Consider the following 14,710-nt stretch of genomic DNA (forward strand, 5'->3'; position numbering starts at 1 on the left):
CGAAGGGACCACGGATTCACCTAAATCTAGCGCATCCGTCCCTCCGGCGCCCGAACGCGCCCGTCGGCCACGCAGCGGCCCCCTCGTCCGGGATCCGTCGTTCTACTCGCCGGACACGACAGTGTCGATGCGGCCACTAGCGTCGACCCTACCTGCCGGGACGGCCGCGCCCGAGCACCGAGAGCGTCCCGAGGTCGCGTTCGCCGAGGACGACCGGCTCCGCCCGGCGCCCGACGGCCTCGCGGTCGCCGTTCTCGACCGTGGGGTCAGACAGCGTCGCCCGCACCGCGTACTCGCCCGCGGGGGCGTCGTGGGGTACGTGCCACTCGACGCTCGCCGTCACGGGCTCGTTCGATGGAGGCGTCACGGTCGTCGTCGCTGTGTACCGCTTGGGGCCGTCGAAAACGACCGTCAGATCGCTCTCGTGGGCCGACGCCGGGAACGTATCGTCGAAGACGACGGTTGCCTCGACGGCAACCCGGTCGCGAGGCCGGGCAGTCTCCCGGTCGAACCGTGCATCCCGGAGGGCGTCCCAGGCGGCGAGCCCGCTCTCGTAGTAGTGGATCGCGATTCCCCCGTACCCGCCGCCGGGCGGGTCGGCCGCGATCGCCTCTTCGATCGTGCGGAGCCCCGACCAGCCCTCCTCGTATGTCGTCACCCAGCTTGCGCCACCGGGAAACTCCTGGGTCTCTATCGCGAGGAGGTGGGGCGCATCGAGGCCCTCGACGATGGTCGCGAGCCGCCGGCGGACCTCCTCGGGTTCGTCCCAGTAGGCCATGATCACGCTGGCTGCCAGCGCGGGGTGGGCCGCGACCGCCCGCGCGAGGGCGGGCTCGTAGTCGGGTAGCGCCCACCACCAGGCGACCGTCGCCGAAACCTCGAGGTCGGGTGCGATCGATGGACGCTCGTCGAGGAGAGCGACGAGGGACTCGAGGAAGGGCCGGAGGTCTCCGGGCGCACACTCGAGGTTGAGGTGGAGCCCATCGAACCCTGCGTCCGGCCCGTATTCGTCGTTGTGGGCACGCACCTCCCCTACGACCTCGCGGGCAATGTCGGTCGCACCCAGTCCGTAGGCGCCGGTCATCGCGTGGACCGCGAGCCCGGCCGCGTGGGCCGCCTCGCTGAGTCCGCCGATCGCTGCCGGGGATGCGCTCCGCAGGGCACCCCACGAGAGGTAGACCGTGTCGATCCCGAAGCGGTCGGTCCGCTCTATGAACCGTTCCCGGGCGGCACCGTCGGTCGCCAGGACGGGGGCGTACCCCCAGACGTAGAGCGCGCGTTCGTCCGCGGCGACCTTCGTCCCCTGGGCGGCGGCCGTCCCCGCGATCCCCGTGAGACCGACCGTGCCGGCGGCAAGCCCCTTCAGGACGGTCCGACGCCCGGTCCCGGGATCCGCGGTCGAACTTGAGAAGTTTTCATATGATTCATTCATAGTATCATATACTATGGTAGAGTATTTAGTCCTGCTGTGAGACGGATGGGCGTGGGGGTTGGTCGCGTTGGCCTCCCCTGGCGGTTCCGGACCGTCCGTCCGGGACCGGGAGCTACTTGGACGCGCCCGTCGGGCTACCGGTATGGGAATCGGAGACGTCCGCACGGTCGGCGACTGCGCCGACCTCCACTACGTCGATACCGGGATGTACGGGACGTCGGAGTACGGCGCGGTCTACCTTCTCAACGACGACCGGCCCGCGATAGTCGAGTCGGGGATCGGGACGAACCACGAGCTGATCCTCGACGCGCTGGCGGAGGTCGGGATCGACCGCGAGGAGCTCGCGGTCATCGCGGTCACCCACGTCCACCTCGATCACGCCGGTGGCGCGGGCTTTCTCGCCGAGGCCTGTCCGAACGCCGAGGTCTACGTTCCCGAGGTGGGCGCCCACCACCTCGCCGACCCTTCGCGGCTCGTCGAGGGAACAAAGCGCGCGGTCGGCGACCAGTGGGAGTTCTATGTCGAACCCGAGCCGGTCCCCGAGGATCGCATCACGGGGATCGAGGACGGCGACGCCATCGACCTCGGGGGCCACGAGCTCCGGGTCCACGAGGCTCCCGGCCACGCTCCCCACCAGGTCGTCTTCGAGGACCCCGAAAACGACGCCGTGTTCACTGCTGACGCCGCCGGCATCTGGGTGCCCTCGATGGGAGTCATCAGGGAGACCAGTCCCCCACCCCAGTTCGACCTCGAGGGCTGTCTCGCCGACATCGAGACCCTCGAGGCTCTCGACCGATCGACGCTGCTGTTCACTCACTTCGGGCCCAGGGAGCGAGGGGAGGTCCTCGAGCAGTACGGGGAGGTACTCCGCGAGTGGGTCCGGGCGGTCGAAGAAAAGCGCGCCGAACTGGGCGACGACGAGGCCGTGATCGACCACTTCGCCGAGACGACCGAGATGGGCGAGGTCTGGGGCGAGCGCAAGGCCCGTGCGGAGGCGGCGATGAACGTCCGGGGCGTCCTCGCCTCTCTCGATCGGTGACTCCGGGTCGGTAAACGGGACCCCCAGTGCGAGGAGTTTCCTCACGTTTTATCGTTCGCGAGCCGTTCTCAGGGAGTATGGACTGGCTGGACGCCGAGCGCGCGTACGACGACGAGGTCATCGGGCAGACGACCCTCGGGCGGCTGTTCGAGGACAGCGCCGAGCGCAACCGCGACCGGCCGGCCCAGCGCTACAAGGGCGGGATCTACGACCGCTCGCTCGCCGGGACCGCCTTCTCGCCCGCCCGCGAGGGCGAGTTCCGGACGATCTCCTACGCCGAGATGCGCCACGTCGTCCGCCGGCTCGCCGCCGGCTTTCGGGACCTCGGCCTCGAGGCCGGCGACCGGGTCGCGATCTTCGCGGACACGCGCATGGAGTGGGCCCAGACCGACTTCGCCGTCCTCGCCGCCGGCGGGGTCGTCACGACCGTCTACAGCGGCTCCGGCCCCGAACAGGTCCGCCACCTGCTCTCGGACCCCGACGCGAGCGCGGTCGTCGCCGCCGGCGACGACGAACTCGAGCGGGTTCTCGACGTGGCGGACGGGCTCGATCTCGACGTTTTGGTCTCGATGGACGAGTCGGCGATCGCCGGCGAGCGCGAGGACGTCCACACGCTCGGGGAGGTCTACGAGCGCGGGGCGGAGCGCTTCGACCGCGAGGCCTACGAGGGCTGGATCGACGGGGCCTCGCCCGGCGACCTCGCGAGCCTGATCTACACGAGCGGGACGACGGGCCAGCCCAAAGGGGTCCGGCTCACCCACCGCAACTTCCGGACGAACGTCAATCAGGTCCGCAAGCGGTTCGCGCCGCGTCCGGACAAACCGGAGGGGGCACCGTCGATCGGTTCGGGGACGGAGACGGTCTCCTACCTCCCGCTGGCCCACGTCTTCGAGCGGCTGGCGGGCCACTTCCTGATGTTCGCGAGCGGCGCCTGCGTCGCCTACGCTGAGAGCCCCGACACCCTCCAGGCCGACTTCGCCGCCGTGTCGCCGACCTCCGCGACGAGCGTCCCTCGAGTGTACGAGAAGATCTACGACGGGGTCCGCGAGCAGGCCAGCGAGTCCGCGACGAAAAAGCGGATCTTCGAGTGGGCGACCGACATCGGCGTCGCCCACTACGAGGCTGCGGATCCGGGTCCCGTTCTGGAGGCGAAACGCCGGCTGGCCGACCGGCTGGTCTTTTCCCAGGTCCGGGAGGCCCTCGGCGGGGAGATCGAGATGCTGATCAGCGGCGGCGGGAGCCTCTCGGCGGAGCTCTGTACGCTGTATCACGCGATGGGGCTCCCGATCTACGAGGGGTACGGCCTGACAGAGACCTCGCCGGTCGTCACCGTCAACCCGACCGAGGAGCCCAAGGTCGGGACGATCGGCCCTCCGGTTTCGGACATCGAGATCGAGATCGACGAGTCGGCGGTCGATCCCGAGACGTTCTCGGACGCCGGCGAGGTCGGCGAACTCCTCGTCCGGGGGGAAAACGTCACCGACGGTTACTGGTCGGACCCGGCGGCGACCGACCGGGCCTTTTCGGATGGCTGGTTTCACACGGGCGACGTCGTCCACCTGCGTCCCGACGGCTACGTCGAGTTCCGCGAGCGCTCGAAACAGCTCCTGGTGCTCTCGACGGGGAAAAACGTCGCGCCGGGGCCGATCGAGGACGCCTTCGCCTCGAGCGAGGTCGTCGAGCAGTGTATGGTCGTCGGCGACGGCGAGAAGTTCGTCGGTGCCCTGATCGTTCCCAACGCCGACCGCGTCCGCGAGTGGGCCGCCGGCGAGGGGATCGACCTCCCCGACGACCCTGAGGCCCTCGTCGCCGACGACCGGGTCGAGGAGTACGTCGAGCGGGAGGTCGAACGGGTCAACGAGGGCTTTTCGCGCCACGAGCGGATCAAAGAGTTCCGGCTCGTCCCCCGGGAGTTCACCGAGGAAAACGAGATGCTGACCCCGACGATGAAGAAGAAACGCCGCGTCATCCTCGAACGCTTCGACGAGAAGGTTCGGGAGCTCTACGAGGAGTAGCTACCGGCGGTCGCCGAACTCGTCGAACCAGGAGGCATAGAGCAGGTACGTCGGCGCGAAGACGACCGCGCCGAGGAGAACGATCACGACGGCGACGTTTCGGAGGATGCCCTCGCCGGCAACGGTGCCGACCGCGAGGACGGAGACGGCCGCGAGGAGGGACCCGAACGCGATCGCCGCGGCGCCCCCGAACCGATCGTTCCCCGAACCCATACGCTCGCTTCGGCCCCGCGGGGAAAAACCCCGTCGTCGTCCCGTTCCATCCCGTCACCGTCGATCCGGCGGCCGCCGGCGAGACGCCCCTTCGCCTCCTCCGGGTTTTGCCGGTAATAATTAACGACCCAACACGTTTAAGTCGGGGCCGGCGAAGGGGTCGGTATGCCCTCCGACGGCCCGGCCGGCGTGGAGCGTTCCTCCGAGGGGAGCCTCGAGGACGCCCGGCGGGCCGTCACGCGCGAGCGCCGTCACCTCGCGGACGAGCGCGCCGCGTTCGCCGGGTTTCGCGAGCGTGTCGAGGATCTGGACGTCGTCCGTTCTCGGGGCGGGGCGCCCGCCCGATCGCGGGAAGTCGGCGGCGGGATCGCTCGGGTTCGGGAGGCCTACGCCGACACCGTGATGGCGGTCCCCCACTACCGCGAGCGATTCGACGAGGACCTCACGGAGAACGTCGCCGGCGAACTCAGCCCCGAACTCGCCGCTGCCCTCGCGCGCCACGACCGCCTCCGGCCGTACGTAAAGCGGTCGCTGCTGACGGCGGCCGACGCCGCGATCGGGGGTCGGACGACGCTGCTCTCGATCATCGATTCGGAACTCGAGTCGATCGCCGACCTCGACGAGCGCCTCGAGGGGATCGAAGCGGAACGGGCGGCGATCGTCGGCCAGCCGATCGATCGCATGGAGTTCAACGCGCTCAGACTCTCTCGTCGGCGGCTGTGCGGGCTCGAGGAGCGGTGTGACGACCTCGCCGCCGAGCGCCAGGCGACTCTCGGGGACGGCTGTCGGTCGTCGCCCGCCGGCGACGACCTCGGGGAGTACCTGTACGCCGACTGCGAGAGCGTCCATCCGTTGCTCGCGGCAATCGCGGCGACCGGCCGGCGGATCGAGCGGGACCTGGCGGGGGTCGAGGACAGATTGGTCGCGGTCAAGTAGGGTGCCACAGAACAGTTCGCAAACGGTTCTTTTCAGGGTGTATTTGATGAATTCCGTGCTCACTGCAGGTGTGTGTGTATCGGCGATCTATGAGTTACTTTTTTGTTATTGTAGGGATTATTGTAAGTATGGTCGAACTCAAGTCTCTCGCTGTCGGCACCCTCGTTGGAGCGGCCATATTCGGTCTCGGTTACGTAGATGGGATAGAGAGCCTGCAATTCGTGGGGGTGCTCGGGCTCGTCTGGGCCATTGCGGGTTGGTCGCTGGCGCGGAACCACCGGGTCTGGCGGGAAGCAGACACGCTCCCCTCACTGCTGTTCATTCTGCTGGCAGTTGGAGTCCCACAGTTTGGCACTCCCTCTGCCCTCCCACTCGGTGATTTTCGGGCTCCGATTATGCTTCTGGCAATGGGAATCGCGGTCGCAGGAATGGGGCTGGGTATGGAAATGAATAACTCGGAATCAATTGAGGAGGAACCAACGACAGCTGCTATGTCCGCAGACTAACACTGACTCGATCCTTACTGGAAGAGCTATCCCCTCTACTGAGCGATGCTGAGTAGTAGCGGACAGAGTGTGTGACCCGTTATATGACACCCTCCGCGATCAACGGCTGATTCTTGAGCCATACTTAGTTCGACCGGGGCGAGGTACCCGCCGGTCGTTCCAGACCAAGGCTCTCAGACCGCTTCCTCGGGTTCGGCGTACTCGCCCTCGTCGGTGACCGCGAGGAAGGCATCCTCCAGGCTTCCCTCCTCGCCGGTCTCCGCGCGGCGCTTGAGCTCGGTGGGAGTGCCCTCGGCGACCAGCCGGCCGTCGTGGAGGACGCCGATCCGGTCGCCGAGTTCGTCGACGACGGGGAGGATGTGCGTCGAGAGGAAGATGGTCATCTCCCGATCCGCGAGGTCGGCGATCGTCTCGCGCATCGTCCGGGCCGCGCGGGGATCGAGCCCGCTCGTGGGCTCGTCGAGGAAGGCGACGGCGGGCTCGTGGAGCACCGCCTGGATGACGCCGACCTTCTGGCGCATTCCCTTCGAGTAGGCCTCGATGCGCTTGTCGGCGTCGCCCGTGAGGTCGAAACGCTCGAGCAGGCGTTCGATCCGGGCTCCGGACTCCTCGCGAGGCAGGTCCCGGAGCCCGGCGACGTACTCGAGCTGTTCGCGCCCGGTGAGTTCGTCGTAGATCGGGGGCTCCTCGGGGAGGTAGCCGATGTGGGGCGTGACGGCGTCGCGCTCGGCGATCGAGTGGCCGGCGACCCGCGCCGAGCCCGACGTCGGTTTCGTGAGCGTCGTCAGCATCCGCATCGTCGTCGTCTTTCCCGCGCCGTTTGGACCCAGAAAGCCGTAGACCGTGCCGGGGTCGATCTCGAGATCGAGCTCCCGGACCGCGTACTCGTTGCCGTACCGTTTCGTCAGCGCGTCGGTCTCGATCGCGAGGTCGGCCATGCGCCGACTTGTTGGCGAATCGTAATAACCGTATCCCTCCTCGATGGCCGCCGGCTGTCCGACCACGGACGGTGGAGGGTCCCGCGTTGCGACCGTCGGCCTACAGCGCCTTGACCCAGCCGGGGGTCGAGGCCATCCCCTCCTTGTCCTCCCAGCCGTTCTCGCGGAGGTACTCCTCGAGGTCGGCGAAGTCGAAGCCGAAGACGTCCTCCATGGCGTCGATGTCCGCGCTGTAGCCCTCCTCGTTGAACCACTCGCACATGACGGTGAACTCCTCGCCGAAGGAGTCGTAGGCGTCCTCGATCGGGACGTGGACGGCCTCGACCTCCCGGCCCGTCACCGTAGAGAGAACGTCGGCGGTCTCCGCCAGCGTCGCCTCGTCGCCCGCGAGATCGATCCGTTCGCCGACGAACTCGTCGGGATTTTCGAGGGCGACTGCGGCGGCATGGCCCACGTCGTCTACGTCCACCATCTGGAGGGAGACGCCCTCCTCCAAGGGCAAGGCGAGCTGGCCGTCCTCGACGACGTCCTCGGCGAACGCCTCGAGGTTCTGGAAGAAGAAGACGGGCTTGAGCACGGTCATGGGGAGGTCCAGATCCTGGGCGTGCTGTTCGATCTCCCAGGCGGAGTCGAAGTGAGGGACGCCGGTCTCCTCGTCGTGGCTTCCGACGCCGCTGAAGACGAACTGGTCTACCTCCTCCTCGCTCGCGACATCGGCGAGGTTCTCTCCCTGCTGGACCTGGCCCTCGTAGCCCTCCGTCCAGAAGTTCGTGACCGCAAAGATCCGGTCGGCGTCGCCGACGGGTCCTCGGAGACTTTCGGGGTCGTCCAGGTCGCCCTCGACCATCTCCACGCCCTGCTCTGCGAGCTCCTGGGCCCGATCGCCGGCTGCGTCCCGGGTCAGCCCGTGGACCTCGAGTTCGCCCGACTCGAGCAGGTGCTCGACGACGGCACCTCCCTGGTTGCCGGTCGCGCCCGTGACGAGGACGGTGTCGGCCATCTCAGTGGCCCTCCTCGTCGGTGGCGGTCGTCGAGACGGTTCGAATCGGCTGCCGGAACTCTGGTTGCATCACGTTACCTGATTCGGCCGCGAACCTATATATCGCTTCGGCGACAGTCGGGTTACCCGATGACATCGGCGTCCCCGAGAACCGTTCGCACTCTACTCGAGTTCGAACCGGAGTCGTTCCTCGCCGGCGCCCCGGCTCTCCCGGCCCGTGACGGTGACGGGGCCGATATCCCTGGTGTTCTCGACGTGGGTGCCCGCACACGCCGTCCGGTCGAAGGGAGCCTCGGGGTCGCCGATCTCGACGATCCGGACCTCGCGGATCGACTCCGGGAGGAGGTCGAGGCGGGTACGTCCGGGATCCAGGCCTGCTTCGGCGTCCTCGCGATCCATCGTGTACCACCGGACGGCGAGTTCGTCCTCGACGAGGTCGTTCATCCGGGCTTCGACGTCGGCGAGTTCTTCTTCGGAAAAGCGATCGTAGGCACAGTCGAGGCGGGCCCGGTCGGCATACAGCTGGTTTCCAGTCGTCGCCGCGTCGAACTCGGCGAGGACGATCGCGGAGAGGAGGTGCTGGGCGCTGTGATACCGGCTGTGGGCCCGTCGCCGGTCGGCATCGACCGCTCCCTCCACGACGGTTCCGACTGCGGGTGGCTCCCGGTCTACGTGGTGGTAGATCGTGTCCCGTTTCTGGACGTCGGAGACGGCCCAGGACTCGCCGTCGGCGGCGAGCGTTCCCCGATCCGCGGGCTGGCCGCCGCCCTCGGGGTAGAAGGCAGTCCGATCGAGGACGACCCGGTCGCCGACGACGCGCTCGACCGTCGCCTCGAACTCGAGGAGACTGGAGTCCGAGAGGGAGAGCGCCTCGGTCATACGGTGAACTCGATCGCGGCGCCCTGGCCGAAGCCGACACAGAGCGTCGCGAGCCCGCGACCGCCGCCTCGCTGGCGGAGTTCGTGGAGCAACGCCACGGGGAGTCGCGCGCCGCTAGCACCCAGGGGGTGTCCGAGCGCGATCGCACCGCCGTTGACGTTGAATCTCTCCTCACTGACGCCGAGTTCGTCGCGGGCGTACACCGTCTGGCTTGCAAAGGCCTCGTTGAGTTCGACGAGGTCGTACGCCTCGATCTCCCGATCGACGCGCTCCAGGAGCGCTCGGGTCGCGGGGACGGGCCCGATCCCCATCACGGTGGGATCGACGCCCGCGACCGCGTTGCTCCCGACCTCGGCCATGATTTCGAGGTCGTGGTCGTCGGCGAACTCGCGGCTCGTCACCAGAAGGGCGGCGGCGCCGTCGGAGATCTGGGAGGCGTTTCCGGGGGTGACCGTCCCCTCGGACTTGAACACCGTGGGCAGGCCCGCGAGGGTCTCCATGTCGGTGTCGCGGCGGATCCCCTCGTCCTCGCTGACCTCGCCGTCGTCGGTCTCGATGGGGACGATCTGGTCGTCGAAGCGGCCCTCGTCGGTCGCTTCGGCGGCTCGTCGGTGGCTCTCGAGGGCGTACTCGTCCTGGCGCTCCCGGGAGACGTCGTACTCGGCGGCGACCTTCTCGGCGGTCATCCCCATCTGGAGTTCGCCGACGTTGTACTCGGTGGCGAGTTGGGGATGGAGGTGGGCGGTGCCCTCGCCCATCGGATTCCTGCTCATGTTCTCGACGCCGCCGGCGACGATACAGTCGCGCTGGCCGGCCCGGATCGCATCCGAGGCGGAGATGATCGCCTGCATCGAGGAGGCACACCAGCGGTTGATCGTCGTCGCGGGCACCTCCTCGCCCAGCTCCGAGAGGAGGGCGATGACGCGCGCGAGGTTGTTGTCCTGCTCGCCGCGTTGCTGGGCACAGCCCCACATCAGGTCGTCCACGTCCGAACCCGAAAGCCCGGCCTCGGCGAGGATCTCGTCGATCAGTGGGATCGAGAGGTCCTCGCTTCGCACGTCCGCGAAGACGCCGTCTTCTTTCCCCTGGGGGGTCCGGACCGCCCGCACGATCACCGGCTGGGATGGCTGGCTCATATCCCTTCCACGGCGCTTACGGCCTTAAATTGCCGTCAAACTCCGAGCGCGAGGAACGGCGTTTACGCCCGCGAGGAGAACCCTTTTTGGCGCCTGGCGGTAGGCGAAGGTATGGACGAACCCCGGGACCCGGAGCGCGAACCCGACGCGGAGCCGGGAGGAGACGGTGGAGCGAGCGGGGAGGCGACACGCGGGGAGACGACCGACGCCGACGGCTCCGGCGACGACCCCTCTCCCGACGACGATCGTTCGGGACCGGGAGCGGCGCCCGACGCGACTGGCGGCCCGGAGGGACCGGAGGCCGCGGAACCGACCGACTCGGGCGGGTCGATGCCCGGCGTTCCCGAGGAGCCCGAACCCGAAACCGAGGTCCCCGAGGACGTCCGGAAGTACGCGAAGTTCCAGAAGATGGACGGCGCCGCCTACGAGCGGGTCAACGAGTTCCTCCGGGACCGAACCTATATTACGGCCCGCGAGTGGGCGATCGCTCGCCTCTGTGCGGACTTTCGCACCGAGACCGGTGTCGAGATGACTAAGATCGGCGAGAACCTCCCCGAACTCGTCCCCTTCATGACCGATACCTACTCCCCGCAGGCGGTCAACCAGGCCCGTTCGTCCTTCGAGGACAAAGTCAGAAAGTCGGGCGCGACGTTCCTCTACGGCGCGATGTCGGACTTCTTCACCGCCGAGGAACTCGACGACGTGATGTACGAATCGACGGAGGTCGCGAAGTTCCTGCTGGAGGTCGAAGGGGTGGATCTCTCCGTCGAGGAGGAACTCGAGGCCGAAGAGCGGATCTCGGCGGTGATGCGGGAGGTCCGGGCGGCCAGCGAGCAACTCCGCGAGGAAGGGGAGTAAGAGCCCGCTACCCGCCGCTCTCTCCGCTTTCGGCGTCGCCCGCGAACAACGATGGCTCGTCGTGGGAGAAGGTGAGCCACCGGTCGCCCGACGGCGTTCGGAGGTGGATCGGAAGCTCCCCCCGGTCCTCGGCGACCTCGAACAGGTCCTGGCTCCCGGCGCGCCGGTAGAAGATCGGCACCGTCACCGCGACCTCGCGCTCCTCGTCGCGCTCGACGGCGAGGACGAACACGACTCCCTCGACGGCGTGGCTGAAGACCTCGACGGAGTCGAACTCCGCCCGGTCGAAGAGCTCCTCGATGGCCTCGTACTCGTCGTCGGCGACCAACACGCTGAACCCGAAGCGGTCGTGGTCGGTCGAGGCGACCGCCGTCACGTCGCCGGGATCACACTCGACGACCTCCCAGCCGGCCTCGCGGTACTCCGCCGCGATATCGGCCGCGTCGGCGAGAAACGTCGGCCAGACCTCCGGGCCGAGCCCTTCGGTCGGGGAGTCGCCGGTCATCGCTTGCCCCCTGCCCGCCCGGTCGCCGGGGTCGAGGGAGTCGGCTCGTGCCGTCGGCTCGGTTCGTCCATACCTCCCGGAGGGGGACCCTGAGAGAAAGGGTTGCCCATCCCGAGGTCAGTTCCCGTCGGCGGGGCCCCGGATCGTGAGCACGCCGTTGTTGGCGGTCACGCCCTCGGCGCCCTCGGGGAGGTCGAACTCGAACTGGTCGCCGTCGGTCGTCGCGATGACGGTCCCGCCGACGACGTCGACCTCAAGGTCGCCGGCCCCCGCCCCGAAGTCGACCGTGATCTCGCTTTCGCCGTCGGCCGTCACCGTCCGGGCGATCGCGGTCTCGTGGTCGACCGACCGCAGCGTTCGTGGGACTCTCATACCTGAACGGAGGGGCCGACGCTACCTAAGGGCCACGCCGGCAGTCTCCAGCCCCCTCGCTCACCCGTCTCCGGCTCCATCGCCGGCAGTATCGACCACTTCGACCGGGCCATCGCCGGTGAGCGCGTCCTCGAGCCGGCGCCGGACCCGCGTCGCGTCTCGGGGGCCGCCGGCCGCGGCGACACTGCCGACGGTCTCCGGATCGAACGGAACGTCGAGGGCGCCGTAGACGGCCGCGAGCGCGTCCGTGAGGTCGTCGGCGGCGGTGACCAGGAGGACGCCCGCGGCGACCGCGGCGTCGGCCCGGACGCGCTGGGCGACGCCCGCGAGTTTGCCGTCCTCGCCCGACAGCGAGTGCGATCCCGGACAGAAGGAGTTCTCGGGTTCGCCCGGCTCGACCGCGACGCCCAGTCCGGCCAGGCCGTCGGCGACGTCGCCGAGGAGTCGGTCGTAGCGGTCGGCGATCCCCGTCCGCTCTCGCCCGACCGGTTCGGCCCGGGCGAAGGCGACCGTCGTCGCCCCGTCGAAGGCGACCGCGCGCCCGCCGACCGCCCGCTCGACCGGCTCGAAGCCCCGCCTCTCGGCGATCTCCCGGGCCCGGTCGTAGCCCGCGCGTCGGCGGTCCCGCCGGCCGAAGGCGACCTGTCGGCGGGGGATGCCGACCGAGACGACGGGTCCCTCGTCGGCGAGCGAGAGCACGGCCTCGCTCGCCGGGCCGTCGGGCGCGCGGAGGACGCGCGTCGGTGCTGGCGGTGCCATACCGGGAGGAGGGACCGACGCGCCTAAACGCTCCCGGCACCCAGGGGCGCCGATGAGCGGGGATCGGACGGTCGAGTTGAGTGCGGGGACGCTCGAGCGTTACGCCCGGTTCTCGCTTTTCAACTCGCCGTACCCCGCCCACGACGAGGGTCGGGCGATCGACCTCTACCCCGGCGGGCGCGCCGGCGAGGGGTTCGACGGCGAGCCGGCACCGTCGCCGGTCGCAGGGCGAGTGCTCTCGATCGAGACCGTTCGGGCACCCGCGGGGCCGGTGGGGATCGACCGGGACTACCTGATCGTCATTTCGTGTACGGCACCCAACTCGGCGAGAGGACTCGCAGCCAGGATCCTCCACGTCGACCCGTCCGTCGAACCCGGCGACGAGGTCGGGATCGGCGACTCGCTTGGCACCCTGGTCCGGACGGGGTTTTTCGACCCCTGGGTCGGCGCCCACCTCCACGTCGGCTTTCGCCCGCTCGAGGCCGACCACCGTCGGGCGTCGGGCTCGCTTCCCGTGACCGTCGGCGCCGACCTCCGCCCGGTTCCCTGGGACGGGACGGGGAGAGTCGCCGCAGTGGGCGAAACGTACGCCGTCCTCCGCGGGTCGGGTTCGGGAACACTCGCCGGCATCGGGGCCGACGGCGGCGGGGTGCTCGATGGCGGGCTCCCTCACTACGCGGCCGGCGGTCTCCTCGGCGGACCCCAGGGACCCGTCTCCTTCGGCGGCGAGCGTGTCGGCGTCGCCGACGGCCGAACCGTCGCCTGGGACGATCTCGGGGTCAGGGCCAACGGCGACCCTGCGACCGGCCTCTCGCTTTCCTGTGGCCTCGAGCCGGGCGTGACGGTCGTCTCCCCCGGCCACTCCCTCGAGGCCGGCGAGCGAGTCGAGGTTACGCTCGAGCGCGAGAAACGCCGGTAAACGGGCCGGGCCGGCAAACCGCCGGAGCCAAACCGTCGGCGACCGATCGAGGGGACATGACCGACGACCGCGACTTCGACTCGCTCGCCGCCGTCCTCCAGAGCTACATCGACGACCACCACGAGTTCCTCTCCTGGCTCGGCACGGGCGTCGAGGCCGTCGAGCGCGGCGGCATGGTCATGTCGATCCCCTACGACGACAAGCTCACGAACGGCCGGCCCGGAACCGACGGGGAGCGCACGCCCGACATTCACGGCGGCGTCGCCGCCACCCTCGTCGACACGACGGGGGGGCTGGCGCTCCGGACCGAACTCGACGACCCCCTCTCGGGGGCCATCGCGACGATCACCCTGAACGTCAACTACCTCCGGCCGGCGACGGGAGACCTGCAGGCGACCGCCGAAGTCGTCCGGGCGGGCTCGACCATCGGCGTCAGCGAGATCATCGTCGAGAGTGAGACGCCCGACGGCGATCGGGAGCCGGTGGCGATCGCACAGGGCGCCTACCGGATCTTCCGGGACGATTGAAGACGCCTTCCTCGCCGCGGCCGATCTCGTATCGGTCTGGGTGGTCCCGGAAATCGACGTCGTACTCGGGGTCGTCGCTCATCGCGCGAACCCGACCTCCTCGCTGTCGGCGACCTCGCCGAACAGCCACGCGGTGTGCTCCAGGGCGTACTCCCTGTGCTCGTCTTCGATCGCGCCGATGCAGTCGGAGACGAGGACGGTCCGGAAGTCCCGAAGCCCCGCGCTCCCGGCGGTGTGGAGCACGCAGACGTTCGCGAGGGTACCACAGATCACGAGGTTCCGGATCCCTCGCGCGTCGAGCCAGCCCTCGAGCTCGGTGTCGTAGAAGGCGTCGTAGGTGTGTTTCTCGACGACGAGGTCGTCGTCGCGGACGTCGAGTTCGGCGAGGAGTTCGGCGTCCCAGGAGCCCTCGAGGACGTGTTCGCCCCAGCGGTCGAACTCGTCGTAGGAGTGGGTGCCCTCGAACTGTTCGGGCGGGTGGACGTCGCGGGTGTAGACGATCCGGGCGCCGGCCTCGCGGGCGCGGGCGACGAGGTCGGCGATCGGCCCGACGACGCGCTCGCTGCCGGGGGCGTACAGCGAGCCCTCGGGGTGGGCGAAGCCGTTTTGCATGTCCACGACGACGACCGCCGTCCGGTCGGGATCGAGCGTCCCCTCCATGGACGAGGCGTGGGCC

At 69.0% G+C, this 14,710-nt stretch carries 17 protein-coding genes and 1 pseudogene; 7 read left to right on the forward strand and 11 right to left on the reverse strand.

All coding sequences use genetic code 11. From position 1 onward, the window contains the following. Window positions 1–148 precede the first annotated feature (148 nt). Entirely contained in the window at window positions 149–1,432 is a 1,284-nt protein-coding gene (locus DVH23_RS02875; RefSeq protein ID WP_114575940.1) for a hypothetical protein, read from the reverse strand. A gap of 142 nt (window positions 1,433–1,574) precedes the next feature. On the opposite strand from DVH23_RS02875, the gene DVH23_RS02880 reads away from it, so the two are divergent. Both DVH23_RS02880 and DVH23_RS02885 read left to right on the forward strand, forming a co-directional pair. Further along, on the forward strand, window positions 1,575–2,471 hold the full coding sequence (locus DVH23_RS02880; protein ID WP_114575941.1) for an MBL fold metallo-hydrolase: 897 nt from the start codon (window positions 1,575–1,577) through the stop codon (window positions 2,469–2,471). A gap of 77 nt (window positions 2,472–2,548) precedes the next feature. Further along, entirely contained in the window at window positions 2,549–4,486 is a 1,938-nt protein-coding gene (locus DVH23_RS02885; protein WP_114575942.1) for a long-chain fatty acid--CoA ligase, read from the forward strand. Here DVH23_RS02885 and DVH23_RS02890 read toward each other — a convergent pair whose 3' ends face one another. Continuing rightward, complete coding sequence (locus tag DVH23_RS02890; RefSeq protein ID WP_114575943.1) at window positions 4,487–4,699, reverse strand: hypothetical protein; 213 nt, start codon at window positions 4,697–4,699, stop codon at window positions 4,487–4,489. Between the two features lie 165 nt (window positions 4,700–4,864). Here DVH23_RS02890 and DVH23_RS02895 point away from each other — a divergent pair, with 165 nt between their 5' ends. Continuing rightward, entirely contained in the window at window positions 4,865–5,635 is a 771-nt protein-coding gene (locus DVH23_RS02895; RefSeq protein ID WP_114575944.1) for a hypothetical protein, read from the forward strand. A gap of 128 nt (window positions 5,636–5,763) precedes the next feature. Next, window positions 5,764–6,141 (forward strand): hypothetical protein, encoded by a 378-nt coding sequence (locus tag DVH23_RS02900; RefSeq protein WP_114575945.1) that lies wholly within the window; start codon window positions 5,764–5,766, stop codon window positions 6,139–6,141. 173 nt (window positions 6,142–6,314) lie between these two features. Here DVH23_RS02900 and DVH23_RS02905 read toward each other — a convergent pair whose 3' ends face one another. The 4 genes from DVH23_RS02905 to DVH23_RS02920 form a co-directional block, all read right to left on the reverse strand. After that, complete coding sequence (locus DVH23_RS02905; RefSeq protein WP_114575946.1) at window positions 6,315–7,079, reverse strand: ABC transporter ATP-binding protein; 765 nt, start codon at window positions 7,077–7,079, stop codon at window positions 6,315–6,317. A gap of 100 nt (window positions 7,080–7,179) precedes the next feature. Further along, on the reverse strand, window positions 7,180–8,079 hold the full coding sequence (locus DVH23_RS02910) for an NmrA/HSCARG family protein (RefSeq protein WP_114575947.1): 900 nt from the start codon (window positions 8,077–8,079) through the stop codon (window positions 7,180–7,182). 162 nt (window positions 8,080–8,241) lie between these two features. Further along, window positions 8,242–8,958 (reverse strand): alanyl-tRNA editing protein, encoded by a 717-nt coding sequence (locus tag DVH23_RS02915; protein WP_114575948.1) that lies wholly within the window; start codon window positions 8,956–8,958, stop codon window positions 8,242–8,244. Then, the gene (locus tag DVH23_RS02920) at window positions 8,955–10,094 is read right to left on the reverse strand and encodes a thiolase family protein (RefSeq protein WP_114575949.1); all 1,140 of its coding nucleotides are present in this window, start codon (window positions 10,092–10,094) and stop codon (window positions 8,955–8,957) included. Before DVH23_RS02920 ends, DVH23_RS02915 begins: the two co-directional genes overlap by 4 nt. 111 nt (window positions 10,095–10,205) lie before the next feature. On the opposite strand from DVH23_RS02920, the gene DVH23_RS02925 reads away from it, so the two are divergent. Further along, window positions 10,206–10,952: a DUF5806 family protein gene (locus DVH23_RS02925; protein WP_114575950.1), complete on the forward strand. Its 747-nt coding sequence runs from the start codon at window positions 10,206–10,208 to the stop codon at window positions 10,950–10,952. A gap of 7 nt (window positions 10,953–10,959) precedes the next feature. On the opposite strand, the gene DVH23_RS02930 is transcribed toward DVH23_RS02925, so the two are convergent. The 3 genes from DVH23_RS02930 to DVH23_RS02940 form a co-directional block, all read right to left on the reverse strand. Continuing rightward, window positions 10,960–11,457 carry a hypothetical protein gene (locus DVH23_RS02930; RefSeq protein ID WP_114575951.1) on the reverse strand — a complete coding sequence of 166 codons (498 nt, stop codon included), beginning with the start codon at window positions 11,455–11,457 and terminating at the stop codon, window positions 10,960–10,962. A 117-nt stretch (window positions 11,458–11,574) separates the two neighbouring features. After that, window positions 11,575–11,829, reverse strand: coding sequence for a hypothetical protein (locus DVH23_RS02935; RefSeq protein WP_114575952.1), 255 nt, complete (start codon window positions 11,827–11,829; stop codon window positions 11,575–11,577). Window positions 11,830–11,889: 60 nt separating this feature from the next. Further along, on the reverse strand, window positions 11,890–12,588 hold the full coding sequence (locus DVH23_RS02940) for a lipoate--protein ligase family protein (RefSeq protein ID WP_114575953.1): 699 nt from the start codon (window positions 12,586–12,588) through the stop codon (window positions 11,890–11,892). 52 nt (window positions 12,589–12,640) lie between these two features. Between DVH23_RS02940 and DVH23_RS02945 the strand changes: the two genes are divergently transcribed. Together DVH23_RS02945 and DVH23_RS02950 are read left to right on the forward strand one after the other, a co-directional pair. Continuing rightward, on the forward strand, window positions 12,641–13,507 hold the full coding sequence (locus tag DVH23_RS02945; protein WP_114575954.1) for a hypothetical protein: 867 nt from the start codon (window positions 12,641–12,643) through the stop codon (window positions 13,505–13,507). A gap of 56 nt (window positions 13,508–13,563) precedes the next feature. Next, window positions 13,564–14,034 carry a PaaI family thioesterase gene (locus tag DVH23_RS02950; protein WP_114575955.1) on the forward strand — a complete coding sequence of 157 codons (471 nt, stop codon included), beginning with the start codon at window positions 13,564–13,566 and terminating at the stop codon, window positions 14,032–14,034. On the opposite strand, the pseudogene DVH23_RS24500 reads toward DVH23_RS02950, so the two are convergent. Both DVH23_RS24500 and DVH23_RS02955 read right to left on the reverse strand, forming a co-directional pair. Next, window positions 14,033–14,116 (reverse strand): annotated as a pseudogene (locus DVH23_RS24500) (DUF4385 domain-containing protein); the annotation flags it as partial. The gene DVH23_RS02950 and the pseudogene DVH23_RS24500 overlap by 2 nt on opposite strands. Continuing rightward, window positions 14,113–14,694, reverse strand: coding sequence for a cysteine hydrolase family protein (locus tag DVH23_RS02955; protein ID WP_114575956.1), 582 nt, complete (start codon window positions 14,692–14,694; stop codon window positions 14,113–14,115). The pseudogene DVH23_RS24500 and the gene DVH23_RS02955, both read right to left, overlap by 4 nt. Window positions 14,695–14,710 lie beyond the last annotated feature (16 nt).

The organism is Saliphagus sp. LR7, from assembly GCF_003344565.1.
GTDB classification, from domain to species: domain Archaea; phylum Halobacteriota; class Halobacteria; order Halobacteriales; family Natrialbaceae; genus Saliphagus; species Saliphagus infecundisoli.

What these genes read in the sequence shown, in the direction of transcription:
- DVH23_RS02880 (WP_114575941.1), top strand. Translation starts at nt 1,575, where the DNA reads ATGGGAATCGGAGACGTCCGCACGGTCGGCGACTGCGCCGACCTCCAC.
- DVH23_RS02945 (WP_114575954.1), top strand. Translation starts at nt 12,641, where the DNA reads ATGAGCGGGGATCGGACGGTCGAGTTGAGTGCGGGGACGCTCGAGCGT.
- DVH23_RS02930 (WP_114575951.1), bottom strand. Translation starts at nt 11,457, where the DNA reads ATGACCGGCGACTCCCCGACCGAAGGGCTCGGCCCGGAGGTCTGGCCG.
- DVH23_RS02900 (WP_114575945.1), top strand. Translation starts at nt 5,764, where the DNA reads ATGGTCGAACTCAAGTCTCTCGCTGTCGGCACCCTCGTTGGAGCGGCC.
- DVH23_RS02875 (WP_114575940.1), bottom strand. Translation starts at nt 1,432, where the DNA reads ATGAATGAATCATATGAAAACTTCTCAAGTTCGACCGCGGATCCCGGG.
- DVH23_RS02950 (WP_114575955.1), top strand. Translation starts at nt 13,564, where the DNA reads ATGACCGACGACCGCGACTTCGACTCGCTCGCCGCCGTCCTCCAGAGC.
- DVH23_RS02925 (WP_114575950.1), top strand. Translation starts at nt 10,206, where the DNA reads ATGGACGAACCCCGGGACCCGGAGCGCGAACCCGACGCGGAGCCGGGA.
- DVH23_RS02935 (WP_114575952.1), bottom strand. Translation starts at nt 11,829, where the DNA reads ATGAGAGTCCCACGAACGCTGCGGTCGGTCGACCACGAGACCGCGATC.
- DVH23_RS02920 (WP_114575949.1), bottom strand. Translation starts at nt 10,094, where the DNA reads ATGAGCCAGCCATCCCAGCCGGTGATCGTGCGGGCGGTCCGGACCCCC.
- DVH23_RS02955 (WP_114575956.1), bottom strand. Translation starts at nt 14,694, where the DNA reads ATGGAGGGGACGCTCGATCCCGACCGGACGGCGGTCGTCGTCGTGGAC.
- DVH23_RS02885 (WP_114575942.1), top strand. Translation starts at nt 2,549, where the DNA reads ATGGACTGGCTGGACGCCGAGCGCGCGTACGACGACGAGGTCATCGGG.
- DVH23_RS02905 (WP_114575946.1), bottom strand. Translation starts at nt 7,079, where the DNA reads ATGGCCGACCTCGCGATCGAGACCGACGCGCTGACGAAACGGTACGGC.
- DVH23_RS02890 (WP_114575943.1), bottom strand. Translation starts at nt 4,699, where the DNA reads ATGGGTTCGGGGAACGATCGGTTCGGGGGCGCCGCGGCGATCGCGTTC.
- DVH23_RS02910 (WP_114575947.1), bottom strand. Translation starts at nt 8,079, where the DNA reads ATGGCCGACACCGTCCTCGTCACGGGCGCGACCGGCAACCAGGGAGGT.
- DVH23_RS02915 (WP_114575948.1), bottom strand. Translation starts at nt 8,958, where the DNA reads ATGACCGAGGCGCTCTCCCTCTCGGACTCCAGTCTCCTCGAGTTCGAG.
- DVH23_RS02940 (WP_114575953.1), bottom strand. Translation starts at nt 12,588, where the DNA reads ATGGCACCGCCAGCACCGACGCGCGTCCTCCGCGCGCCCGACGGCCCG.
- DVH23_RS02895 (WP_114575944.1), top strand. Translation starts at nt 4,865, where the DNA reads ATGCCCTCCGACGGCCCGGCCGGCGTGGAGCGTTCCTCCGAGGGGAGC.